This is a genomic window from Burkholderia sp. AU16482, from assembly GCF_002223285.1.
Taxonomy (GTDB): domain Bacteria; phylum Pseudomonadota; class Gammaproteobacteria; order Burkholderiales; family Burkholderiaceae; genus Burkholderia; species Burkholderia semiarida.
The window spans coordinates 333913-358827 of record NZ_NKEY01000003.1 but is presented as its reverse complement, the minus strand read 5'-3'; the positions used below and the strand labels follow the sequence as shown (position 1 = coordinate 358827).

General features: G+C 61.1%; 19 protein-coding genes. 6 read left to right on the top strand and 13 right to left on the bottom strand.

Going from position 1 to position 24915, the window contains the following annotated elements:
• Positions 1–4 precede the first annotated feature (4 nt).
• The 13 genes from CFB35_RS04050 to rfbB form a co-directional block, all read right to left on the bottom strand.
• A complete protein-coding gene (locus tag CFB35_RS04050) occupies positions 5–1015 on the bottom strand; it encodes a glycosyltransferase family 4 protein (RefSeq protein ID WP_059574192.1) in 1011 nt (336 codons plus the stop codon).
• Positions 1016–1020: 5 nt separating this feature from the next.
• Positions 1021–1986 carry an SDR family oxidoreductase gene (locus CFB35_RS04045; RefSeq protein WP_059574193.1) on the bottom strand — a complete coding sequence of 322 codons (966 nt, stop codon included), beginning with the start codon at positions 1984–1986 and terminating at the stop codon, positions 1021–1023.
• 525 nt (positions 1987–2511) lie between these two features.
• Positions 2512–3648, bottom strand: coding sequence for a glycosyltransferase family 4 protein (locus CFB35_RS04040; protein WP_226093715.1), 1137 nt, complete (start codon positions 3646–3648; stop codon positions 2512–2514).
• Between the two features lie 50 nt (positions 3649–3698).
• Positions 3699–4775 carry a glycosyltransferase family 1 protein gene (locus CFB35_RS04035; RefSeq protein ID WP_059574332.1) on the bottom strand — a complete coding sequence of 359 codons (1077 nt, stop codon included), beginning with the start codon at positions 4773–4775 and terminating at the stop codon, positions 3699–3701.
• Positions 4776–4965: 190 nt separating this feature from the next.
• Complete coding sequence (locus CFB35_RS04030) at positions 4966–5883, bottom strand: NAD-dependent epimerase/dehydratase family protein (protein ID WP_059574195.1); 918 nt, start codon at positions 5881–5883, stop codon at positions 4966–4968.
• The gene (gene gmd, locus CFB35_RS04025; RefSeq protein ID WP_059574196.1) at positions 5861–6901 is read right to left on the bottom strand and encodes a GDP-mannose 4,6-dehydratase; all 1041 of its coding nucleotides are present in this window, start codon (positions 6899–6901) and stop codon (positions 5861–5863) included. Before gmd ends, CFB35_RS04030 begins: the two co-directional genes overlap by 23 nt.
• A 12-nt stretch (positions 6902–6913) precedes the next feature.
• Entirely contained in the window at positions 6914–10633 is a 3720-nt protein-coding gene (locus tag CFB35_RS04020; RefSeq protein ID WP_089464595.1) for a glycosyltransferase, read from the bottom strand.
• A complete protein-coding gene (locus tag CFB35_RS04015) occupies positions 10633–12141 on the bottom strand; it encodes a methyltransferase domain-containing protein (RefSeq protein ID WP_226093713.1) in 1509 nt (502 codons plus the stop codon). Before CFB35_RS04015 ends, CFB35_RS04020 begins: the two co-directional genes overlap by 1 nt.
• A 209-nt stretch (positions 12142–12350) precedes the next feature.
• Positions 12351–13796: a mannose-1-phosphate guanylyltransferase/mannose-6-phosphate isomerase gene (locus tag CFB35_RS04010; RefSeq protein WP_059574198.1), complete on the bottom strand. Its 1446-nt coding sequence runs from the start codon at positions 13794–13796 to the stop codon at positions 12351–12353.
• Positions 13797–14037: 241 nt separating this feature from the next.
• Positions 14038–14922, bottom strand: coding sequence for a dTDP-4-dehydrorhamnose reductase (gene rfbD / locus CFB35_RS04005; protein ID WP_089464594.1), 885 nt, complete (start codon positions 14920–14922; stop codon positions 14038–14040).
• 8 nt (positions 14923–14930) lie between these two features.
• Positions 14931–15482 carry a dTDP-4-dehydrorhamnose 3,5-epimerase gene (rfbC, locus tag CFB35_RS04000; protein WP_059574200.1) on the bottom strand — a complete coding sequence of 184 codons (552 nt, stop codon included), beginning with the start codon at positions 15480–15482 and terminating at the stop codon, positions 14931–14933.
• Positions 15467–16360, bottom strand: coding sequence for a glucose-1-phosphate thymidylyltransferase RfbA (gene rfbA / locus CFB35_RS03995; protein WP_059574201.1), 894 nt, complete (start codon positions 16358–16360; stop codon positions 15467–15469). The genes rfbC and rfbA overlap by 16 nt, the downstream gene beginning before the upstream one ends.
• Positions 16361–16371: 11 nt before the next feature.
• On the bottom strand, positions 16372–17433 hold the full coding sequence (gene rfbB, locus CFB35_RS03990; RefSeq protein ID WP_089464593.1) for a dTDP-glucose 4,6-dehydratase: 1062 nt from the start codon (positions 17431–17433) through the stop codon (positions 16372–16374).
• A 699-nt stretch (positions 17434–18132) separates the two neighbouring features.
• On the opposite strand from rfbB, the gene CFB35_RS03985 reads away from it, so the two are divergent.
• From CFB35_RS03985 to CFB35_RS03960, 6 genes are read left to right on the top strand one after another with little or no spacing between them, the layout of a single operon-like run.
• Positions 18133–19689, top strand: a complete 1557-nt coding sequence (locus CFB35_RS03985) for an FkbM family methyltransferase (protein WP_179231714.1) — start codon at positions 18133–18135, stop codon at positions 19687–19689.
• Positions 19686–20309: an acetyltransferase gene (locus tag CFB35_RS03980; protein ID WP_089464591.1), complete on the top strand. Its 624-nt coding sequence runs from the start codon at positions 19686–19688 to the stop codon at positions 20307–20309. The genes CFB35_RS03985 and CFB35_RS03980 overlap by 4 nt, the downstream gene beginning before the upstream one ends.
• Before the next feature lie 13 nt (positions 20310–20322).
• Positions 20323–21426, top strand: coding sequence for a DegT/DnrJ/EryC1/StrS aminotransferase family protein (locus tag CFB35_RS03975; RefSeq protein WP_089464590.1), 1104 nt, complete (start codon positions 20323–20325; stop codon positions 21424–21426).
• Entirely contained in the window at positions 21426–22460 is a 1035-nt protein-coding gene (locus CFB35_RS03970) for a glycosyltransferase family 4 protein (RefSeq protein ID WP_089464589.1), read from the top strand. Before CFB35_RS03975 ends, CFB35_RS03970 begins: the two co-directional genes overlap by 1 nt.
• Positions 22457–23494 carry a glycosyltransferase family 4 protein gene (locus CFB35_RS03965; protein ID WP_089464588.1) on the top strand — a complete coding sequence of 346 codons (1038 nt, stop codon included), beginning with the start codon at positions 22457–22459 and terminating at the stop codon, positions 23492–23494. The genes CFB35_RS03970 and CFB35_RS03965 overlap by 4 nt, the downstream gene beginning before the upstream one ends.
• Positions 23491–24846 (top strand): glycosyltransferase, encoded by a 1356-nt coding sequence (locus CFB35_RS03960; RefSeq protein ID WP_089464587.1) that lies wholly within the window; start codon positions 23491–23493, stop codon positions 24844–24846. The genes CFB35_RS03965 and CFB35_RS03960 overlap by 4 nt, the downstream gene beginning before the upstream one ends.
• Positions 24847–24915: the final 69 nt, after the last annotated feature.

Genomic DNA, 24915 nt, shown 5'->3' with positions numbered 1-24915 from the left:
AACCTCACGAATTGTTTTCGGCGGCCGCCTGAAACCGGCGCCAGCGCATGTCGATCGACCATCCCATGCATGCCAGGATGGCGTACCACGCGAAGAATGACAGCCATTGCTGCCATTCCGGGCGGCCCTTTGCCCACACGGCGACGATTATGCCTGCGAGCATGATGAGGTACCAATAAAGAGCGGTCCGTCCGTGACCTACGCCCGATCGGACCATCCTTTGATAATAGTGCTCCCGGTGCGCTTGCCAGAACTTTTCGCCGCGTAACAGACGTCTCAAAAGTGTTACAGACGCGTCCGCAATAAAGGGCGCGAACACCAGGGCCGGAAACCAGATCGGCCAGACGTCCGTACGCCAGCCCCAATAGCCGAGCGCCCCGGCCAGGAAACCGAGCGGAATTGAACCTGCATCGCCGAGAAACAGCCTGGCCGGATGGAAGTTGAGTAGCAGGAAGCCGAACGCCGCGCCGGCCACCGCCGCCCCGGTCAAGGCGAGATCGGGGGACGGATGCGCGCCCGTCAACGCCGCGACCGCGTACGCGCCAAAGCCGAACAGCGCCATACCTCCCGCGAGGCCATCTGCGCCGTCCATGAAGTTGTACAGGTTCGTGAGCCAAACCATCACGAAGCCGACGCCGACGAGCAGCCACCACGGCGCATCGGCCGGGTAGACAGCGATCAGCGCGACGACGGACGCCAGGTGCACCGAGAACCGCACGCGGGCCGGTAGCCCGCGCCGATCGTCGATCTGCGACATCGCGGCAAGCGCGGCGGCGGCGACCGCGATCAGCCACAGGTGCGGCGCCAGCGCCAGCAGCGCGACGATGCAAACCGGCACGATGCCCCACCCGCCGACGCGCGGAGTCGGCAGCGTATGGAGTGAACGATCGTTCGGGATGTCGGTGGCAAGACGCCACGCGAGGCCGGTCGCGAGCAGCACGCGCAAGATGGCCGTCGATGCGATGGCGGCGGCCAGCGCCACCGCAACGGGCCACGTGAATATCGGGAAAGGCATGTCGACTATCGTTGTGTATCGCGCGAACGATACCATGCGGCGGTCGCTTCGAGGCCCTGCCGGGTCGTATAAGGCGGTTGCCAACCGAGCACGCGCTTGATCCGGCCCGTATCGAGTTGCAGGCTGCCGGTCAGGCGGTCGATCGCCGCGCTACGGCCGGTCACCTTGCCGAGCGCACGGAGCAACGCGGCCGGAACCGGCAGAAGCCGCGCCGGCTTGCCAAGGGCGTCGCCGACCAGACGCAGCAGGCCCGTGACGGACGGTGCGTCGTCATCGGCAACGTGGAAGCATTCACCGGCCGCGTGCGGGTTCGTCGCGCATTGCAGCATTGCATCGGCGAGATTGTCGACGTAGACGATGCTGCGGCGCGAGGAGACGGAACCGAGCGGCAGCGGCATCCCGCGCGCCACCGCATCCATCATTCGCAGAAAATTGGCACGGACGGACGGGCCGTAGACGAGCGGCGGCCGCACGACGACGACATCGAGCCCGGCCGATGCGCCGAACCGCGCGAGTTGCTGCTCCGCACGCAGCTTCGAGCGACCATATGCGTCCTGTGGGTTGGGGCGCACGCTTTCAGACAGCGGTGCGCCGCCGTCGCTTTCGCCCACCGCCTTGATGCTGCTCGCGTACACGATCCGACGCACGCCATGCTTGCGCGCGGCCTCGGCGAGACGCAGCGTGCCCGTGACGTTGGTCGCGTCGAATGCGGCGTCGGGATCGGGCGACTCGTCGCGCATGACGTGCACGCGCGCGGCGAGGTGGATCACGCAATCGGCGGTCAGGTCGGCCGGCCATTCTTCGGCGAGGCCATCGAAATCGGCGCCGCCATGCACCCACTCGCGTACGCCGTCGACGCATCCGCCCGGCCGCCGCACGAGTGCCGTGACAGCGTGCCCGGCGTCCAGCGCGAGACGGCAAACTGCGCGGCCGACGAAGCCGTTCGCGCCGGTGACAACGAGATGCGTCATGATCGCCTCCGACTCAGCCGGCGGACATCGCTACATAACCGCCTGATGCCACTGCCGATGACCACGCACGAAATCGGAGCGTCAAGCGCGCGCGTCACTACGCCACGCGCTACATCGCAGGTGGGGCCGCTTGTGCCCAGCGGGCGCACGCATACGGGAAGGGGGCCAAAGAAGAACACGGATGGCTCTCGAAAACGAGGAGGATATCGATCGTGGACACCGTCATCGATTCGCACCACCGCGCACCCGCCCGCGGCAGGGCCGATACGAATCGATGCGCGGCCTCTGAATCGGACATAAATGCTGCACCGCTGATGTGACCGGGGTCGCCCCGCCCCGGACACGGCCTCATGAAAGAAGACCGCCGTCGCCGGCATCGGGGGTTCAATCGGACGCGCGCCAAATTGTAACCGTGCCGGCTCGCGGCCTCCAAGCCGGGCGCCTCGAATAGCCGGGCCGACGGCGCTCGAACCGCTACTTGCAACCGAGCCGTACGCGTATGGGCCGCGACGGGCACGACAGCGATCAAGCCAGCAACGCATTCACCTTTTCGACGAGCGGCGCAATCATTCGCTCCCACCCATGCTCACGTTCGACGAAGGTGCGCGCTCGCGCCGCCATCTCTACCGACGCGGCCTCGTCGGCGACGAGTTGTTCGATGCAATCGACAAATTCCTCCGGCGTATCGGCGATCAACAGTTCCCGCCCCCCTTCAGCACCCAAGCCCTCATGGCCCAGCGACGTGGTAACGACGGGTAGCCCGAGCGCCATGTACTCGAGAATCTTGTTCTGCACTCCCGCGCCGATGCGCATCGGACATACGCCGATTGCGCCGTCTGACGCAGCTTGCGCAACCGACTCGACCCGGCCGGTCACTTCGACGCCGTCGTACGCGCGAAATCGTTCGGCGAGTGCAGGTACGATCGACCCCACGATCCGAAAACGATAGTCGGCACGCTGGCGCAGCAACGGCAACACGGCCCCGGCGAAAAAGTGACACATATCCTGGTTCTGGACCGTGCGCATGTCGCCGATGAAAATCACGACGCGGCTCGCCATGCTGCGCGGCGTGTACGGCAGGCCCGACAGGTCAACACCGTTCGAGCACACCATCACGTTCTTGCCCGACGCGCCGGGAAACAGGTAGTCGCGATCGGTTCTGGAAACCAGCACCGAGAGATCGAAGTCGTCGACGATCGTTCGCTCGTAGTCGAGCAGGCGCTTTGCCTCGATACCGAACACGCGCGACTTCAACCCTCGTGCGTTCTTCAACTGCTTCACACGACTGTAGTTGAGCGAGATCGCGTCGGTCATTTCGAGGATGCGCGGCTTGTCCGACTTGCGTACATATTCGGCACAGCGCACGAGATGCACGAATACGCCATCATGCGACGGCAGCAATCTCGCCACCGCCGCCGCAAATGCACGGCTGCGGTAGTACGCGACCTGCAACGGCGTGCGGGTCGGCAACGCGAGCAGCGTATTGAGGTACGACAGCCGGCGAGGCAGGAAGACCCGTTCGACGCGGTCGAACACGCCGTCGTCCGGCAACACGGCATGCATTTCTTCGTCGGTCTCGCACATGCTCAGCAGCGTCAGCGAGTAATGGCGGGACAGCACGCGACAGAGATGGTAGATCCGCAGCTTGTCGCCGCCGATCACCGGATACGGAAACCGCGGCGTCAGCACCAGCAGTTTCTTCTTGTTCTGACTCATGACAGGCGGGCCCAGAAATCCTGAATCGATGGACGAACGGCAGACGCCGAATAGGTGCGTGCGCGGTCCATGCCGGCACCGACCGCCACGTCGAATCGCGTACTGTCGCCCCATACGTGGCGGATCTGTTCGGCCATGTCCTCGACCGAATAAGGATCGAACTGCAGGCCGCACTCGCCGACGATCTCGGGCATCGACGTCGTGTTGCTGCATGCGACCGGTGTACCGGACGCCATCGCTTCCAGCAATGGAATCCCGAACCCTTCGAACAACGACGCAAAGACGAACGCGCGGGCGTGGCGGTACTGCTGCCGCAGATCCTCTCGCGACACGTAGCCCAGCAGTTCGACGACGCCCCCCAGCCCAAGCGCATTCGCTCGCCCGAGAAAGTGCGCGTGATGGTCGGATTTGATCCCCGCGATCCTGAGCCGTGCGTCATCGCCCAGTGCGGGCCTCGCCATCGCGAAAGCCTGCAGCAAACGGTCAACGTTCTTGCTGGGCACTTCTCCCGCTACCGTGAACAGATACGGCTGGCGGGCAGGCCGACTGACCGGCGGCGCGAACCAGTCGTCCGAAATCGTGCACGGAATGACAGGGACGTCCGCCTCGCGCAACCCGAACCGCTCCATCAACTCTCGCTGTGTGAAGCGTGAGATGGTGAGCACGGCGTCGGCCCGGCGAACGAGCCGAGGCACCACTTGACGACGGTAAACCCGCCCAACGGTCTGATACAACGATCGCGCCGGCGGCAGCACATGCCACGGCTTCATGTAGATCAGGTCATGGACGACCGCGATCACCCGCGTGCTGCCCGTGGACCGCAGCGGCCCCGTGTTATACGGGCATAGCAGATAGTCGAGCTTCTGCTCACGGCACAAGCGCGGCAACTCGACCTGCTCCCACCACGGGAAGAAACCGTGACCGTCACTGACGAACGGCCACTCGTCGGCACTCACGCCGCTCGGCGCCAGACCCAGCACCGACGCGCTGACCGGTTCCACCAGTTGCCGGGCGAATCGCCCCATGCCGCGGTAGTTGCCCACCATCCAGGTGATATCCACCCCCAACTTCACGTGCTGCTCCTCATCCGGGCCGACTCGCAAGCGACGCGAACGCGGCCGCCGAACGCGGGGAATCGTACAATCCGGCCGACCGACATCGATACCTCGTTGCACCCCGCCCGTTCGACAAACTGCCGACGTGCACCTGCCGAGACGGCGTACGCACCACGCGAAACCGACGCGACCATACCGAAACCGACGCTCACCCACGCCCCGCTTCGAACATCCAGCGCAACGTACTCTCCAGCGGAATGTCGTCGAGCTGCCCGATAGCGGCCTGCAACCGCGCACCGTTGCCCTGCAATCGGCGCACTTCGTTCGCACGTACGAACGCGGGGTTGACCTGGACGTCGATCGTGTAGCCGGCGATCTGCTCCATCATCGCGATCACCGCCTTCAGCGACACCGCCCGGCCCGAACAAACGTTGAACACGCCGCCAGCCGGCGCTTGTTCCAGAAGACGCCGATAGGCATCCACCACGCGCCGCACGTCGGAAAAATCTCGCTCGACATCGATATTGCCGAGTTCGATCACACGCTCGCCGCGCTGGAAATGGCCGACTATCTTCGGCAGCAGAAACTGCGGCGACTGCCCGACGCCCGTGTAGTTGAACGGACGCGCAACGACGATCGGCAGCTTGTCCTGCCACAGGCGCGCCAGGTATTCCATCGCCAGTTTGCTGACCGCGTAATCGTTCGCGGGATTCGGCTCGACGGATTCGTCAATGACCTCGACCGCCGCGTTGCCATAGATATTGGCGCTGCTCGCCAGCAGAATTGCTCGCGGACGATTTGCCAGACTCGCGAGCGCCTCCAGCAAATTCCGCGAGCCGACCACATTGGTGCGATATATCGCGTCCGCATCACCGTGCGCGACGAATGACACCGCAGCGAGATGCGCGACCACGTCCGGCTGCACGTCCGCGACGACCTTTGCCAGCGCCGCCCGGTCGCACAGATCGACCCGGTACATGCCGGCTCCGGTCGCCTCGGAGCCGTGCGTCGTGCCGAACACGCGATAGCCGGCCGCCTGCAACGACTTCGCGAGATAGTCGCCGGTGAAGCCGCCGAGCCCCGTCACCAGGGCGCGCGGCGTATCAGAACGAGAAGCCGCGTTCATTTCGGCGCAAATCTGCTTGAACCATCATCGCACACAGCTCCTCGAGCGTCGTCTTCGGCTCCCAGCCCAAGTTCTGCTTCGCCTTCTCGGGATTCCCGATCAACAGATCGACTTCGGCCGGCCGATGGAACTTCGGATTCACGCGAACCAGCGTCTTGCCGGTGGCGACATCAATACCGACTTCCTGCTCGTCACTGCCCTTGAATTCGAGGTCGACACCCGTCGCCTTGAACGCCATGCTCACGAAATCGCGCACGGTCTCGGTACGGTTCGTGGCCAGCACGTACGTGTCCGGTTCGTCGGCCTGCAGCATGCGCCACATACCCTCGACATACTCCTTCGCGAAGCCCCAGTCGCGCTTCGCATCCATGTTGCCCAGTTCGAGTACGTCGAGCTGGCCGAGCTTGATCTTCGCGACGGAGTCGGTGATCTTGCGCGTGACGAATTCGCGGCCGCGCAGCGGCGACTCGTGGTTGAACAGGATCCCGCTGCAACCGAAGATGTCGTAGCTCTCGCGATAGTTCACCGTGATCCAGTGCGCGTACAGCTTCGCCACGCCATACGGGCTGCGCGGATAGAACGGCGTCGATTCGATCTGCGGAATCGCCTGCACCTTGCCGAACATCTCGGACGTACTCGCTTGGTAGAAGCGGATCTTCGGATTGACGATGCGAATCGCCTCGAGCAGGTTCAGCGGCCCGATGCCAGTAATCTCCGCAGTCGTGACCGGCTGGTCGAAGGACACGCCGACGAAGCTCTGCGCGGCGAGGTTGTACACCTCCGTTGCCCCGGTCGTCTGAAGCAGGCGAATGCTCGCCGACAGATCAGTCAGGTCGTATTCGACCAGATGCAGGTTCGGATGCTTGGCAATGCCGAGCTCCTCGATGCGCCAGAAGTTCACCGAGCTGGTGCGGCGGTAGGTGCCGTAGACCGTGTAGCCCTTATCAAGCAGCAACTCGGCCAGATAAGCACCGTCTTGTCCCGTGATGCCAGTGATGATGGAAGTTTTCTTAGACATAATGATCCTACTTTAAGAATACGCTTCATCGCGCATGAGAATTTTTGCCAATTGGCGAGCACTCTGCGCCCAGGTCAGGAACGGCATACCGCGAGATGAAGGCTCCTGCTGCTGCGCTCGGAGCTCCAGCCATGCCTCGATCTCGGTCGCCAGCTCGCGCCCGTCTTGCGCGGAAAAATAGAATGCGTGCTCGCCAGCCACTTCGCGAAACACCGGCAGATCGCGCGCGATGATCGCCAATCCATGTTGCGCGGCTTCGATCAGCGGCAAACCAAAGCCTTCACCATAGGACGCCGCAATCAGACACGAACTTGCCCCATAGATTTTCTCCAAATAGACGTCCGAGGCATTTTCCAGCCAGAACAAGTGGCGCCCCTGCTCCGTGTGCGCCCGCAGGCGGGCGACCAGGTCCTCCACCATCCAGCCCTGTCGCCCCACGACGACCAGATTGACGTTCTGATTGTCGCGCCACAGCTGCTCGAACGCATCAAGTACCTGAGCATGCCCCTTGCGGGGTTCCAGCGTCCCCACCATCAGGAACGTCGGGGCATTACGCAGGTGTTGAAGCATCTTGCTTCCGTCCCGCGGGATTTCCGAAGACGTCGCGAAATTTTCGATATCCGCCCCGAGATGGAACCAGTCGATTTCGAACGAGCGTGCGCGGTCCGGAGCGTGCGTTGCGAGCCATGACGACAAATCCGCCGCCACAGCCTGCGAAATGCACAACGCGCCATCGTTCTCCGCCACGACATCGAGCCATCCCGTAAACCCATCGGCCGCGCCAGGAACGAAGTACTGAGGGAGCAGCACGCAGAGCAGATCGTAGACGACAAACTTGACCTGCACACCCTGCAATCGCATGGTTTGATAAAACGCCCGCTGCGCTGGGACGACCCGCGGTTGCAGATCCAGACCGACGAATACGTCTCCTGCCGCATAGTCGATCGGCTCGTCCTGCAGCCAGCCGTCGTCGAACCCCATCAACCTCATCGTGAACTCACGCGCATAGCGATAGGAGTCCTTGGTCGTGGCGTACACCGGTTCCACCCGGAAGCCGTCGGGCGGAGAATCCAGCCATTCCTTCAGCAGATTGCGCACCACACGCTGGATCCCGCTCCTGGCGTCCACCTGCACGAGCTCGGAGATGTCGACCAACAACTGCCGCTTGTTGTTGCGCGGAACAAAGCTCCTCGCCGCGCTCAGCGCCCACGTGCGCAACTGGTCGTCGCTGGCTTGACCGGCGCGAACCGCGATTGCGCGAGACAATACGACCGGATTCGCGTTCGCGTGAAGATAGAACCGCTCGACGGCATCGCGATACTGTTGTGCACAAACGTCGGGCGCATGGGCGTTGACGATGATGTCCCGCGCGCGCGCGCCTATCCGTTGCCGGCGTGCCGGATCCGACCGTAGCGTTTCCAGCGCCTCGACCAGTTGCTCGTCGGAAAACTCGTCGGGCAACATCCATACCGCCTCGCGATCCAGGTCTGCCATGCTTCCGTTGGCATTGACGATCGTCGCCTTGCCGTAATTCATGCAGTCCAGCACCGTCCCGGACGTCTCGCCGCGAGACAGCGTACGCAACTGCACGCCGACATCGACTGCCGCCAGATACCGCCGGAACATCTGCGCATCGGCCCAACCGGTGATGCGGACCCGATCTCCCATTTGCCGAATCGTGCGCGCGAGTTTCTCGCCATACTCGGTCGGCTGATTTTCCCCGACGAATATCAGATGACAGGCCCGATCGCGCGCGAGGGTCGATCGGCCCCACGCATCAAGCAGCCGGTGATTCAACTTGGACGGCCCGAGGCCGCCGAACGCGCACACCACGAAATCGTCCTTGCCGATCCCCAGCGCGTCGCGGGCATCCTCGCCATGCGACGCGATACGCGCATCGCGCATGTGAGGAATGACGGTCCAGTCTGCCACGTCCCCGCCGTACCAGCGACGGGCGAGCCGCAGTGAATTGGGAGAATGGACGATCACGCCGAGGCTCTTCTGGACCACGCCCAAGCTGCACGGGTACTCCCAGACAGCGTCCGCAATATCCGCGCTCAGATGTCGTGCCCGCAGGCCGACGTACCCGTGCGCGTCATACAGTGCCTTGGACCAAGCGTCGGAACGGTTCCCGTGAATGGCCATGTGCGCAAGCACGCCCGAGAGAAAGAAATCGTGCAGAACAACGACTCCCGGCACGGCTTCCAGCAGCGAAAACATGTACTCGTGGAATGACGAGTTGCCGAAATGATAGAGCACCCGATCGTACGAAGCCGCATGTTTGCGCAGCCACGCCGGCGTTTTGACCGAGACGGGCGCGAACTGGTCGAGCCGTATTTCCCGCGCTGCCTGCGCATCGACGATGACGTCGATATCGTAAAAGCGCGCCAGTTCCGGCAGCAATTCGGCGCTGTAGTCGGCGATCCCGGTGCGGGCCGGCGGCATCGGCGACACGTAGGCCAGTTTGGGCCGTTTCGACTGGACTTCCGGCTCGCGCGTTTCGGCGAGCCAAGCCCGACGCCGCCGCTCGATTGCATCGAGCGCACACCGCCCGCTGCGATCCCACGAGAACTTGCCCGCCTGACGCATCCCGTGTTCGATCAGTGCCTGACGATAACCCTCGTCCGTCAGGCCACGCTGCATGTGCTGCGCAATCGCGTCGTCGGATTTGGGATCGAACAGCGCCTCCTCCCAGCCAATCACCTCGGGAACGCTCGACGTATTCGCGCCGATGACGGGCGCGCCGCAACGCATCGCCTCCAGCACCGGCAAACCGAAACCTTCATGCCACGAAGGAAAGACGAACAAGCGGCACAGATTGTAGAGCGACAGCAAATCCTCGTCCGGCACAAAGCCCGTGCATACGACATCAGCCGCGTCCAGGCCGACTTGCCGGGCCAGGCGCGTCAATGCATCACGGCTAGCCGGTTGAATCGAACAAACGATCGCCAACTGGTGCGACTTCCTCAACTCGGACGGCAGCAATGCGAACGCGCGGATCATGCCTTCGACGTTCTTGCGGTGATCGATACCCCCCGTATAGAGCACGAACGGTTTCGTCAGCCCGTATTTGCTTCGCAACGCAGTTTCGCGCTCGGCAGAAATCTGCTCGGGACGGAACCATGCGTCGACATCGGCGGACATGTTGACCGACCACTCGGGCGAGAAATTCAGATGTTCGATCCCTTCCGAGCGAGACGATTCGGAAATGGCCAACCACAAATCCGCGCGTCGAAGATGTTCGATTTTCTCGAGGTACCAATCCTTGAAAAGAGGATTCTCCAGATAAGGCTTGGCATAGAGGTATGGAATCAGGTCGTACAGCGTGACGGCGACCGGGACGTTGGTCTGAAGCGCGTGAATGCTGGTGATCGAATCATCGCCGAAGCCTTCGAAAAAGCTGGCGATATAAATGAAGTCAGGCTTCAGGCTCGTCAGAAAGGCTTCATAGGTCAATTCGCTGGCGTGGCGACGCCAGCCATTGGCTTTATCCGCATGCGCGACGGGCGCTGCTGCATACCAGACGTGAATGTTCTCCGCCGGGAGCAATGCCTCGAACTGCTCGCGCAGGACCCGCGCGGACTCCTCGAACGCGCCATTCAGTGCAAGTACGATTTCGTGGTCGCCGCGATTCCGGATCATCGCCTTGACGATGGACTCGGTGTAACGACCCACGCCGCGATTGCGCGAATTGAGGCTTTGCGCCCCTTGCATGTCAACAACGATACGCATTATTCAGTATCCCCATGGTCCGGCGCGAACGCTGACTTGAGCGCCATGTACGCTTCGCGCGCGCGGGGTGTCAAACCGTCATCATCGATCGGCTTTCTCTGCATCGATTGCGCAGGCGCCCCCACGATGATCCGAACGAGCCTCTGCTTCACACCAGGCATCGCGCCCAGCGCTCGCACCGCCAATCGTCGCAGACGAGGGTTGCGATTGACGTACGCGACGCTTCGGAACAGCACACGCCTCACGCCGGATTTGCACGTCGCTTTCGCTCCGCGAGCGAACGTGACGGCGCTTCGCATGGGCGCTGTGACACGCCAAGACGTGCTGCCATAGACCGCCTGCAATCGCTCCGCGGCGTGCTGCGCGTCGTCCTGGACCCGCCTCAGTTCGCCGGTCACTTGCGCCAGATCGCCCCGGACACGGCCCAGGTCGCTGCGGATCTGCGCAAGCTCATCAACGGCCCGCATCAGTTCACGGCGGGTGCCGCCCACTTCTTCGCGAGTCAAGCCCAGTTCGCCATGAAGGCGCTCGATTTCGCCCTGGGTCTGTTGATGAAGGCGCCCGATTTCGCGCCGCGTCTGCTCGATCTGTTCAGCGGCATGCTCGTGCGCCCGGGCGGCCCCTGCCTCGAAACGCGCAGCAAGCTCGGCCAGCGACAGCCCGTAATCGGCATCGAATGCTGCGTCGAAAAATGCCGCGTCGGCTTCACCGCAGGATTTCTGGGCAACAATGGCGTAATCCGGACTGACACCGCCGAGCACATCCATAAGATGGGCCCGCGCCCCCTCTTCCTGCAACGCAGGGGACTCCTGCAGTCGAATTCGCTTGACCCTGGCAAATCCGGCATACTCGCCCACGAAACTCAGGAGTTCCGAAGGAATCGGACGAACGTGACTCGGATCCAGATAGAAATTGCAGCCCGCGACGACGATATTTTCGGGGTTCGGCGTCTCGAGGATCAAGAGACCGCCCGGCTTCAGTACGCGCAACGCTTCGCTGACGATTCGTCGAACTTGCTCAAACGACACATGCTCGACAACGTGAAACGCTGAAACGAGCGCGTGACTATTGGCGTCGAGCGCAGCAAGATACTCGATGGCATCGCCCTGAAATACCGACAGGCCGCGCTCCCGACATGCTTCCAGCATGTCGCCATCGAGGTCCACGCCGATCGCGGCGAACCCCGACTCGCCCATCAACTCCAGCCATTCACCGCGACCGCAACCCAGATCGAACGCTTTTCCGCCCGGATAGAGCGTCGCAAGGGGTGCAATAAACGGCCGGTATTTCGCCAGCCGACTTTTGATCAGTTCCCTTGAGCCTCGATGCTGATCTTCAAACGCGCGATAAAAGCTATCCACTAAGACAAACTCCTCACCATCGTCCAGCAGCCAGGCCACATCGACGAAATTATCCACCACCGGCAAGTAGCACCGCGAGAAGCGCGGCTCCTGGATCAGGTTGACGTCACGGGTGAACGCGTTCCGGGCGCAGCCCAGCGCTTTCACGCATGTGCTCCACGGCAACTTGCCCGCACAACAGTGCGGCGATATGTCGACATCAGACCCGCGGCACGCCTGCGCCGCGAGCAGGCCATCGCTGGTCAAGAACGGCACAGCCGCGCCAAGCCGGAATTCCGAACCTGGACTGGAATTCCCGCTTGGCGCTTCACGCCATGAGCCCCGCTAGATCCGAAGGACTGGCGTCATTCCCGGCATCAAGCCCGGCCGTATACGTCTTCGAAGCGAACGATGTCGTCTTCGCCGAGATACTCGCCGCTCTGCACTTCGATCATCACGAGGTCCAGCACACCGGGATTCTCGAGGCGGTGCTTGTGACCGGCGGGAATGTAGGTGGATTCGTTGGTCCGAACGAAAATTTCCTGATCGCCGTTGACGACCTTGGCCATCCCGCACACGACGATCCAGTGCTCGCTGCGATGATGATGCATCTGCAAACTGAGGCTCGCGCCCGGCTTGACTTCAATGCGCTTGATCTTGAAGCGCGGGCCTTCCTCCAGCACCGTGTACGTGCCCCACGGGCGACTCACCGTGCGATGCAGTTTGTAGGCATCGTGATTCTGCTTCTTCAGGCGGGCTACCACCTGCTTCACGTCCTGCGCGCGATCCGGACTCGCGACCAGCAATGCGTCCGGCGTATCGATGATCATCAGATCGGTGACGCCAACCGCCGCGACGACACGATCCTGGCTCTGCACATAGGTGTTCCGGCTATCGACGAAGATCGCTTCGCCGACGGCCCGGTTGCTGTCCTGGTCCGGCACGGTCAGGTCGCGCACAGCGCCCCACGAGCCGATATCGCTCCAGCCGAAACTGGACGGCACGACCACAACCTTCGACGAACGCTCCATCACCGCATAATCGATCGAGATGTCGGGCATTTTCTGGAACGATTCGGCGGGAATCTCGAGCATCTGCGCCGAACCCTTGTCCGACTGCAGCGACGCCCAACATTCATCGGCGGCCGTCGCGACGTCCGGGGCATGACGAGCCATCTCGTCGAGAATCACACCGGCCTTGAAACAGAACATGCCCGAGTTCCACAGGTAGTTGCCGGCTGCGACATATTCGGCAGCCTTCACTGCGTCGGGTTTCTCGACGAAGCGCAGCGCCACGCGGCCGTCCCCGACGCGATCCCCCGCCTCGATATAGCCAAAGCCCGTGTCCGGCCCCGTCGGCACGATGCCGAACGTGACCAGTTTGTCCTGCTTCGCAAGTTCGATCGCGCTCGCGACCGCAGCCGAGAAACCCTGCTGATCCTGCACCAGATGATCGGCTGCGAGCACCAACATCAGCGCGTCGCGCCCGTACTTGTCCGCAACGTGATGCGCCGCCATCGCCACCGCAGGCGCAGTGTTGCGACCGGTCGGCTCGAGCATGAATACACCGGACTGCTGATTGCCGAGCGCGGCATAGCCGAACTCGTCCTTGCTCATGAAGTAGTAGTCGCGGTTCGTGACCGTCAACAGTTCTCCACGCTCGGATTCCCCATCATTGCCGATCGCCGCTGCCGCCCGGCGGTAGGTTTTCAGGAGCAAGCTTTCACCATCCGCAAGCTTCATGAACGGTTTGGGATGCCCTTCGCGGGAAACTGGCCACAGTCGGGTGCCAGCACCACCGGACAGGATGACGGGGATTAACATCGCATTCACTCCAGAAATTTAGTATCCGTTGGCAAGGTCGAGGCCTTCGCCATTTGCATCAGTACACCGCCGGCATCGGTGTCAGCCGGGTCGCATCGGACCGGGCCGAAAGGAGAATTATAGCCGGCGAACCACCTTCCCCGGAAACGGCCGGGGCGCCCGGAACAACCGCCGGGGAGGGCCGAGGCATTCCCGGGCGCCCGCAACCCGTCTCGCCCGGCGCGGACGGCGCCGCGGCGCGTCATTCGCTCAAGCACAGTTGCAATGCATCGCGCCAATCCGGCATCTGCAAGCCAAATGCCGCCGTCAGCTTCCCCAGTGCCATTCGCGAATTGGCCGGCCGCGTTGCGGCCGTCGGATAGTCATCCGAGGAAATCGGCACCACCCTCGGCGCGCGCGAAGCCATCGCGATAGCGAATATCGCTTCGGCAAAGCCGCACCAGGAGGTCGCGCCGGCAGACGTAAAGTGGTAGATACCCGACTGGCGCACCCACCAGTCGGCGTCAACCGATGCAACGCCCTGGGCGACGATGTGCGACGTCGCGGCAGCGATTGTCCTGGCCCAGGTCGGCGCGCCGACCTGATCCGCAACGACCCGCAACTCGGAGCGCTCAGCGCCCAGCCTTAGCATCGTCAGCAGGAAGTTGCTGCCACGCCGGCCATATACCCAGCTCGTGCGCAAGATCAAATGCGCACATCCGGTCGCCGCGATCGCGTGTTCGCCCTCGAGCTTCGTCGCTCCGTATGCATTCAAGGGATTCGTCGCGTCTGTCTCTACATACGCGCCCGCTTTCGCACCGTCGAACACATAATCGGTCGAGTAGTGGATCAGCGCGCCGCCGCTACGCGCCGCCTCCTCGGCAAATACGCGCGGCACGTCGACATTCAGGCGTCGCGCAAGCTCGATGTCGTTCTCTGCCTTGTCCACCGCCGTATAAGCGGCCGGATTCACGATCAGGGACGGCTTCAGATCCCTGACGAAAGCGCGCACACGATCGAGATCGGAAAGATCGAGCGTCGACCGGTCACACGGCACCACTCGGCCGAGCCCCTGGAGCGATCGCAACAATTCGAAACCAACCTGGCCGTTTACCCCGGTCACGAGAATCGTCGGCTGCTGCCTCATATCCGGCCTCAAACGTACACCTCGGCTTCGCTGAGTCGTGCGCCCGCGGCATCCTTGGGCGCCAGCAATGGCGCCACATCGAGTGGCCATTCGATCCCGATCTCAGGATCGTTCCACACGATACAGCGCTCGTGCTCCGGGTACCAGTAATCGGTCGTCTTGTACAGGAACTGCGCAGCGTCGGACAGCACGACGAAGCCGTGCGCAAAACCGGGCGGAATCCATACCTGCCGATGGTTCTCGGCCGACAGCACGACGCCGACCCACTTGCCGAAATTCGGCGAGTGCTTGCGGATATCGACCGCGACGTCGAATACCTCGCCTTCCACGACGCGCACAAGTTTTCCCTGCGCGTGCCGAATCTGGTAGTGGAGGCCGCGCAGCACCCCCTTTGTCGAGCGCGAATGATTGTCCTGAAGGAATTCGACGCCCGCCGCCACGTGTTCCGCGAAGTCGCGCGCGTTGAAGCTTTCATAGAAATGGCCACGCGCATCGCCGAACACCTTCGGTTCGATGATCTTGACTTCCGGCAGCGCCGTTGCCGTTACTTGAATTGCCATGCGACCTGATCCAAAAGAACGTGTTCGAGATAGCGCCCGTAGCCGTTCTTCGCCAGCGGCACGGCAAGCTTGCGCAACTGATCCGCGTCGATCCACTGTCTGCGATAGGCGATCTCTTCGGGACAGGCAACAACGAGCCCCTGACGCTTCTGCAACGTCGCGATGAACGTTGCCGCATCGATCAACGAATCGTGCGTGCCGGTATCGAGCCAGGCATAGCCGCGCCCCATGATCTCGACGTCGAGCTTGCCATCGGCGAGATAGCGTGAATTCACGTCGGTGATCTCGAGTTCGCCACGCGCGGATGGCTTGATATCGGCGGCGATGTCGCACACCTGATTGTCGTAGAAGTACAAGCCTGTCACCGCATAATTCGAGCGCGGCACGGCTGGCTTTTCCTCGATGGACAGCGCGCGAAATTGCGTGTCGAATTCGACGACGCCGTAACGCTCCGGATCCTGCACGTGATATGCGAACACAGTCGCGCCCGACTCCTTCGCGTCCGCCCGCTCCAGTTTTTTCGCCAGATCGTGCCCGTAGAAAATGTTGTCACCGAGAATCAGCGCCGACGGATCGTTGCCGATGAATTCCCTGCCAATGATGAATGCCTGCGCGAGCCCGTCCGGTGACGGCTGCACCGCGTAGCGGATATTCATCCCCCATTGACTGCCATCGCCAAGCATCGCCTCGAAGCGCGGCGTATCCTGCGGCGTCGAAATGATGAGTACGTCGCGAATCCCGGCCACCATCAGCGTGGACAGCGGATAGTAGATCATCGGTTTGTCGTAGACCGGCAGGAGCTGCTTCGATACGACATGCGTGATCGGATACAGTCGCGTGCCGGAACCGCCCGCGAGAATGATGCCTTTACGTGCCATCGGCCATGCCCTCAAGTGCGTTGCGCGTAATTCGTCTCGACCCACTTGCGATATTCGCCCGATACGACATCGTCAACCCAAGCCTGATTGTCGAGATACCAGCGTACCGTCTTCGCCAGCCCCGTCTCGAACGTCTCCACCGGCTTCCACCCCAGTTCGCGTTCGAGCTTGTGCGCGTCGATCGCATAGCGGCGATCGTGGCCTGGACGATCCGTCACGTAGGTGATCTGGTCACGATAGGAACCCGTCGCCTTCGGACGCGCGCTGTCGAGCAGGTCGCACAGCGTATGCACGACGTCGAGATTCTTCTTCTCGTTCCAGCCCCCGACGTTGTACGTCTCGCCCGGGACGCCACGCGCAAGTATCTCGCGGATGGCACTGCAATGATCGCCGACGTACAGCCAGTCGCGCACGTTCTGGCCGTCGCCGTAGATCGGCAGCGGCTTGCCCGCAAGCGCGTTCGCAATCATCAGCGGAATCAGCTTCTCGGGAAACTGATATGGGCCATAGTTGTTCGAGCAGTTCGTCGTCAGCGTCGGGAGGCCGTACGTATGGTGATAGGCACGCACCAGATGATCGGAGCCGGCCTTTGTCGCCGAGTACGGGCTGTTCGGCGCGTATGGTGTCGTTTCGGAGAATTGCGGATCGGTCGGGGATAGCGAGCCGAATACCTCGTCGGTCGACACGTGCAGGAAGCGAAATCCGGCCTTGTCGGCATCACTCAGCCCGCTCCAGTGCGCGCGCGCCGCATCGAGCAACGTAAACGTGCCGACGACATTGGTCTGCACGAAATCGGCGGGGCCATGGATCGAACGATCGACGTGGCTTTCGGCGGCGAAGTGCACGACTGCACGCGGCTTGTGTTCGGCAAACAGTGCGTCGAGCGCGGCGCGATCGCAAATATCGACACGCGCAAATACGTGCTTCGGATTATCAATCAGCGACTGCAGCGTGCGCAGATTGCCCGCATAGGTCAGCTTGTCGACATTGAGCACGGGTTCGTCGTGGTGGTGTAGCCAGTCGAGAACGAAGTTGGCACCGATAAAACCCGCACCGCCCGTCACCAGAATCATGGGACTCCCTCTAGAAATGTGCGGCACGCCCGGTCGGGGCGCTCGTCGCATGACATATCACGGGTGGCAACGCCCGAGCCTCGTCAGGCCCGGATTTTAACCGGTCACCGTAGGTATCAAAGTCAAGAAATGCGAATTTTGCGACGGACCGGCGATTATAAGAAGTACCCCGCCGCAAGGGCCATGCCATTAACAACTCGAAACAACGCTCCGGCCCCACCGAAACGCCAAAAAAATCCTGCATAATCATGCGGTTAAGGCGAATATATCGTGCTCCAACGGGGCCGATCCAGCCGGACGCACAATCACGAAATGATACGTGCCATGCCTTCGGAGTCGTACTGCCGCAGGCCCCACGCGGCCCCGTGCGCACTCCGACGCGTCCCAATGTTCTCGTGTTTTTTCGGGGAAGCGGATCCCTACTGCCGCGCACTATCGAGACAAGCACGGCGATGTGAACCGGCGATGACGCGTGCATGCAGCCGAGCACGTTTGGAGTTCCCCGGAACATAATGAGATAATTATCGTTTCAAGGATGGCCTGCAACGCATCATGCGGATCAGACATCCTCGTCGCATTTCTGACGCAGGCATGCCACCGAACTGGTCGTCGGACACGCCAACCCGGAACATCGGATGCATTCCCGCACGACTCACTTTGAAGTTTGAAGTTCTAGACACGCCGGATCGGGATTCCCCAATGAAAAAAAATCTGAGGCTTGGCGCTGATGTCGGCGTTGCCTTTGCATCGACAACGAAACGAGACGCGCGCGCCCATCAGCACGAGGCGACGGCGACAGGAAACGCGCCCCCGGCCTCCGCTCATCCGGGCGAAAGCGACGCCATCGCGTCGACGCATCCAACGCATACCAGCATCCGGCAACAGGTGAAGAAACTGCTGCGCCCGCTGGCGCAAATCACGTACAGGCTTCTCAAACCCGCTATCCGCCCTATCGCGCTTAGGGCGCGCCGGTATCTGATGGCTGAATTGCAGCAGGACTTCCGCCAGGAAATTCAGAACTCCCTGTCGGCAAATCTGACCAAGCTGCAGGAGATTCGCCACCAGCTCTTGCAGGATGCATTCGCCTCCCAGTCGGCGATCCATCACGCTCAATCTGCAATTCATCAGGAATTGCAGAAAGCGACCGCTCATATGGTGCAGGAGCTTCAGAAGGCGCAAGCGTCGATTCAAGGGGATGTACTGACGACCCGGCAGGCGGTCACCCACGAAATTCGACAGGCAACGTCGACGACCGCACAGGAATTCCGGGACACGCAGGTCCCCCTTCGCCAGGAAATGGTTGCTGCGCATCAGAAGGCGCTCGAGTCCCATAGTCTGACCCATCTCGAAACCCAACAAGCGGTGTCCGAAACGACACAACAGCTTGACGAGTGGTTTGCAAACATCAATCCCAAGCTGGACCGTATCGAGATTTACAGCCACGCAACGGCTCGCCGAGTCGCCGTCAACTGCGGCAATGGTGCCGTGCTTGTCAGAACCGAAGCCGGCTTCGCGCTTTGCGCCGAGAACGATCACGCGCTTCTTGCCTCCCTGCTCGAGACCGGCGAATTGGAACGCGGTACGCGACTGCTCATCGAAAAGCTTGTCGAGCCAGGAAACTGTTTCATCGACGTGGGCGCAAATATCGGACTCCATACGCTTGCCGCAGCGCGATCGATGCAAGGTCAAGGAAAGATTATTGCATTCGAGCCGTTCGGGCCGACCAAAGCACTACTCGAACGGTCCGTGTGGATGAACGGGTTTGCGTCGCTGGTGGAGATTCATCAAGCCGCCGTCTCAAACGAAACCGGACATCACAAACTGTTTCTCGGTGCGACGAGCGGCCACCATTCCCTTTTCCCGCTTGACGAACGCACGAGCACGGATACCGAGCCGGTCGAAGTCTCCGTGGTCAAGATAGACGACATCGTTCCGGCCACACAAAAGGTCGATCTTCTGAAAATCGACGCGGAAGGCGCCGAACTCCAGGTCATCGAATCCGCAGCCGGACTCATCGAGCGCAATACGGAACTCGCGATCATCGTCGAATTCGGCCCGGCGCACCTCAAGCGAACAGGCATCGCGCCCGGCGACTGGTTGAATGCCTTTGCGGCGCACGGCTTGCAATATCGAGCAATCAATAGTGTTTCCGGCGTGCTGGAGCACTGGACCATCGAAAATCTGCTTGCCTGTGATTCGATCAATTTGCTTTTCAGCCGAAAGAATTCGGGCGTTTGGGAAAGGTTGGACGCATGACGCAGGAAATTGTTGTCGTTGGGGCCGGAGGGCATGCGAAAGTCTGCATCGAACTGCTGCAGGCGGCTGGCGAACGCGTGGCTTACTGCATTGGCGGAGCCGACAGTCCGGAACAATGCGTCGGTGTTCCTGTGCTGAAGGGCGACGAGAATCTAGAGACGCTGAGGCACGAAGGTTACGCGCGCGTATTCATCGCCATTGGCGCCAACAGGCTCCGAGACCGCCTGGCGACACTGGCGCTGCGCCACGGTTACACGCTCGTCAATGCGATCAGCCCGTCGGCGACGATTTCGCCGAGCGCGACGATCGGTTCGGGTATAGCAATCATGGCCGGCGCCGTGATCAACGCAGAGGCAAGCATCGGTGACCTGTCGATCGTGAATACGGGTGCCACGATCGATCACGATTGCCGGATCGGACGCGCGGTGCATGTCGCGCCTCAAAGCGCGCTGGCCGGCAACGTCGTAGTCGGCGATTACACATTTCTCGGCATCGGTACCAAGGTCATTCCGGAAATCGTCATTGGCGAGCGAGCTGTCATCGGCGCTGGCGGCGTTGTGGTTAGCAATATTTCCGAGGGTTGCACGGCCGTTGGCGTGCCCGCCAAACAAATAAAGTAACAGGAATATTCATATGCAGCGAATCATGGTAGCTCAGCCGAAGATGGCCGGAAACGAGCGCAAGTACGTTCTCGATTGCCTCGATACGAACTGGATTTCCTCGAACGGAAAATACATTCCGGCGTTCGAAGAGGCATTTGCGAAATTTTGCGGCGTCAAGCACGCGATTGCGGCAAACAACGGTACGACTGCCCTTCACCTCGCGCTGGTCGCTCTCGGCCTGCAGCCCGGTGACGAAGTGATCATCCCGACGGTCACTTATATCGCCACTGCCAACGCCGTTCGCTATTGCGGCGCGACCCCGGTGCTCGTCGACGTTAGCGCCGACACGATGAATATCGATCCAAACGACATCGAACGCAAAATCACCTCTCGGACCAAGGGCATCATTCCCGTCCATTTGTACGGTCACCCGGCCGAAATGGATGCCGTCAACGAGATCGCGAAAAAACATGGCTTGTGGGTCGTCGAGGATGCCGCCGAAGCCCATGGCGCGGAAGTGCGCGGCAAGCGTGTCGGTAGCCTCGGAACCTGCGCGACCTTCAGCTTCTTCGGTAACAAGATCATTACGACCGGCGAAGGCGGCATGGTCACCACCGACGACGACGAGCTTGCAGCGAAATTGCGCCTGTATCGCGGCCAAGGAATGGACCCCACGCGCCGCTACTGGTTCCCCGTCGTGGGCTACAACTATCGGATGACCAACATCCAGGCAGCAATCGGGCTGGCGCAGATGGAAGGCATCGACAATGCGCTCGCCGAGCGCGAACGCCTGGCAGGCTGGTACAACGAAGCCCTGAATGAACTGCGCGACAAGCTCGTCCTGCCGTCCCAAGCTTCTTGGGCCAAGCAGGTGTTCTGGATGTACAACGTATTCTTGCGCGAAGGCGACGAGCACAAGCGGGATTACGTGATGCGATGCCTCGACGAAATGGCCATCGAAACGCGCCCGGTGTTTTACCCGATGCATGTGCTGCCGCCTTACATGGAGGAGTCGACCTATCCGATCGCTGATCTATGGTCGCAGCGCGGCATCAATCTGCCGACGCATCAGGATTTAACGCGGGCCGACGTGCAACGCATTGCCGACAGCCTGCAGCAGGTTCTTGCCGACTGATGAAGATTGCGCTTGTTTCGTCTTTCGTGCCATTCGTCAATGGCGGCTACAGAAACATCGTCGAGTGGCTTCAGATCATGCTCGAAAGGCAAGGACATCGCGTCGAGCGCGTCTATCTGCCGGAGACAGATGCTCCAGATCTGCTGTTCAAACAGATGATGGCCTATCGGTGGATCGACTTGGACGCAGCTGACCGGATCATCTGTTTCCGGCCGCAAGCGCATCTGATTCCCCATCGGCACAAGATCGTATGGTTTATCCATCACCTGCGCGCATTCTATGATCTGTGGGATTCGCCGTACCGGGGCTTCCCGGATGATCAAAAGCATCTGGGCATGCGCGACGCGCTACGACAGGTCGACGACGCGGGTCTGAGAGAAGCCAAGGCGATCTTCACGAACAGTCGCGTCGTATCCGAACGCCTGGACAAGTACAACAACGTCCCGAGCGAAATCCTGTACCCGCCGGTATTCGAGCCGGAACGGTTCCACTGCGCGGATTATTCGAACGATATCGTATGTATCTGCCGAATCGAACATCACAAGCGGCAGCACCTGCTGATCGAAGCGATGCAATACGTCACCACGCCCGTCCGGCTGCGCCTTTATGGCAAAAGTGGATCGCAAGGCTACGCAGACGACCTCCGGCGAACCATTTCCGCTCTGGCTCTTGACGAAAAGGTACTGCTGGAAGATCGCTGGATTTCCGAGGGGGAAAAGATCGAGCAACTGGCCCATTGTCTCGCTGCAGCCTATATCCCGGTTGATGAGGATTCGTACGGCTATCCGAGCGTCGAAGCCAGTCACGCCGAGAAGCCTGTCTTGACGGTGTCCGATTCCGGCGGCGTGCTGGAGTTGGTACAAGACAACATCAATGGTTATGTGGCAGATCCCGATCCCAAAGCACTCGCGGAAGCGATGGATCGGCTTTATCTCGATCGAAACAAAACGATTCAAATGGGGAAAGCGGCACCCAAACGCCTGAAGGCGCTCAACATTTCGTGGGAACACGTGCTCCAAAGGTTGCTCGCATGAAGGTGCTCGTCGTCAACAATATGGCCCCGTTCGTCTGGGGTGGTGCGGAAGAGTTGGCCGCGCATCTGCAGCGAAACCTGGTGATTGCCGGCCACGAAGCCGAAGTGCTCCGCATCCCGTTCCGATGGGAACCTGCAACGCGTATTCCGTCGCAGATGCTGATGGTGCGGGCGTTCGAATTGTCGAATGCGGACCACGTCATCGCACTCAAATTTCCGGCGTACCTGATTCGCCACCATCGGAAGTCGCTTTGGCTGCTGCATCAATACCGGCAGGCGTATGACCTGTTCGATGCAGGCCAGACCAATCTCCCGCCCGGCCCGGAAGGTGACGCATTGCGCGAAATGATCCGCAATGCCGATAACGAAAGCTTTGCGGAAAGCCGCCACATCTTCACGAACTCTGCGGTGACTCAACGTCGGCTCAAGCAGTACAACGGCTTCGACGCTGAAGTCCTGCTTCCACCCGTCAATGATCCGGAGATGTTTCCCGGCGGCGAGCCGGGTGGCTACGTATTCGCAGGTGGCCGCGTAAACGACATGAAGCGTCAGTATCTCCTCCTCGAAGCGCTCGCGAAAACCGACCGTGGAGTACGGCTGATCATCGCCGGTCCGCCGGACACGCCGGCCGACGGCACGCGCCTGCATCAACTCGTCGAGCGGCTTGGCCTGTCGGATCGCGTCAAGCTCGACTTGCGTTTCCTGCCGCGCGACGTGTATGCCACTTACATCAACGAGGCCTCGGCCGTGGCCTATCTGCCATTCGACGAAGATTCGCTGGGTTACGTTGCCATGGAAGCCGCGACGGCCGGCAAGGCGCTGATCACGACCGACGATAGCGGCGGTATTCTAGGGCTCGTCAAGCACGACGAGACGGGATGGGTTGCGCAACCCGAGGCCGCCTCGCTCGCAAGCGTCATGCACGCTGTCGTTCAGAACGCCGCACGAGCACACACTTATGGACAGGCAGCCAAGGCGTTGTGGGAAAGCATGGGCGTGAATTGGCCGCAAACCGTGGAGGCGCTCCTGCAATGAAGCTATTGATCTTCACGCCGACGATCAAACGCTCGGCAATTGGTCGCATGGCGTCGTTGGTTGTTCGTCAGCTCGTTGCGCAAGGTCACGAAGTCAGCGTCGTGCAAACGGAATCGGTCCGGTTTCTGGATCTTCCGACGCACGAATTCAACGCGCCACTTATTGCGTGGAACGAATTCACGAGCGTACAGCAGGCCACTGCGTCGGCGGATATGTGCGTCTACCAGATTGGCAACAGCTACGATTTTCATGAGGGTTGCCTACACTGGATATCGAAGGCGCCGGGTATCGTATGCCTTCACGATTTTTACCTCGGACATCTGTTTTACGGCTGGGCGCAGTCACACCTACCAGACGCCAATGCCGTCCTGAAGAACTGGTACGGTGAAGCGATTGCCGCGCGCTTCTTCGCCTACACCAACGGCGACGCGTTCATCGACGCCACGTGCGAAGACTCGCCGATGACCGAATGGATCTGCTCGATGGCGCTCGGCGTCGTCACTCACAGTTCGTGGGGATGCGATCGCGTGCTGAAAGCGTGCTCGGGGCCTGTCAGCGTGTCAGCACTCCCTTATGATGCGCCGGCTGCTCAGACCGAACGGCACCCGCCTCACAAGGACTGTGGGCGCGTGCAAGTCCTGACCATCGGGCACGTCAATTCGAACAAGCGTGTCGAAAGCGTTATCACGGCGATTGGCGCGAGTGCAACGCTCCGAAACAACATCACTTACAAGCTCGTGGGCCATGTTCAGCCAGAGATTGTGCTGTCGCTGTCTCGTATGGCCAGAAGCCACGGTGTGAATCTGGTGATCGTCGGAGAAGTCGATGATGCTGTGCTCGCGCAAACGATCGCCGAGAGCGACGTCGTCAGTTGCTTGCGCTGGCCGACGCTCGAAGCAGCATCTGCGTCCGCGATCGAGGCAATGCTCTATGGAAAAGCCGTCATCTGTACCGATGCCGGCTTCTATTCTGAGATTCCCGACGAGTACGTGCTGAAGGTATCGGTCAAGAATGAAATTAACGACATTTCATCCAGCTTGACCGCCTTGATCCGCGATCGGGAAAAAATCAGGACAATTGGCAAAAAAGCGCAGCTTTGGGCCACCGATACCTTCTCGGCAGCCGCCTACGCGCGGTCGCTAGCGGACATGACGCGGCGCGCGCTCGCCGCGAAACCGGTCATCGACGCATGCCATTCGATCTCGGAAATTGCGGGGCGCTGGTCAGCGACGATTGCGAATCCGCTACGCGAAGAAGATCTGACGACACTGGAGATTTTCAGCGGACGCAGATCGGCGGAGGTCGCACCTGCATGGAGCGTGCCGCAAGCCAACGGTTTGCAACTCACCTGAACTGTCGTTGCGGGCTCACGCCCGCAACGAACGATACATCTCGGTTTATCCGCCCAGCGGTTGATTTAT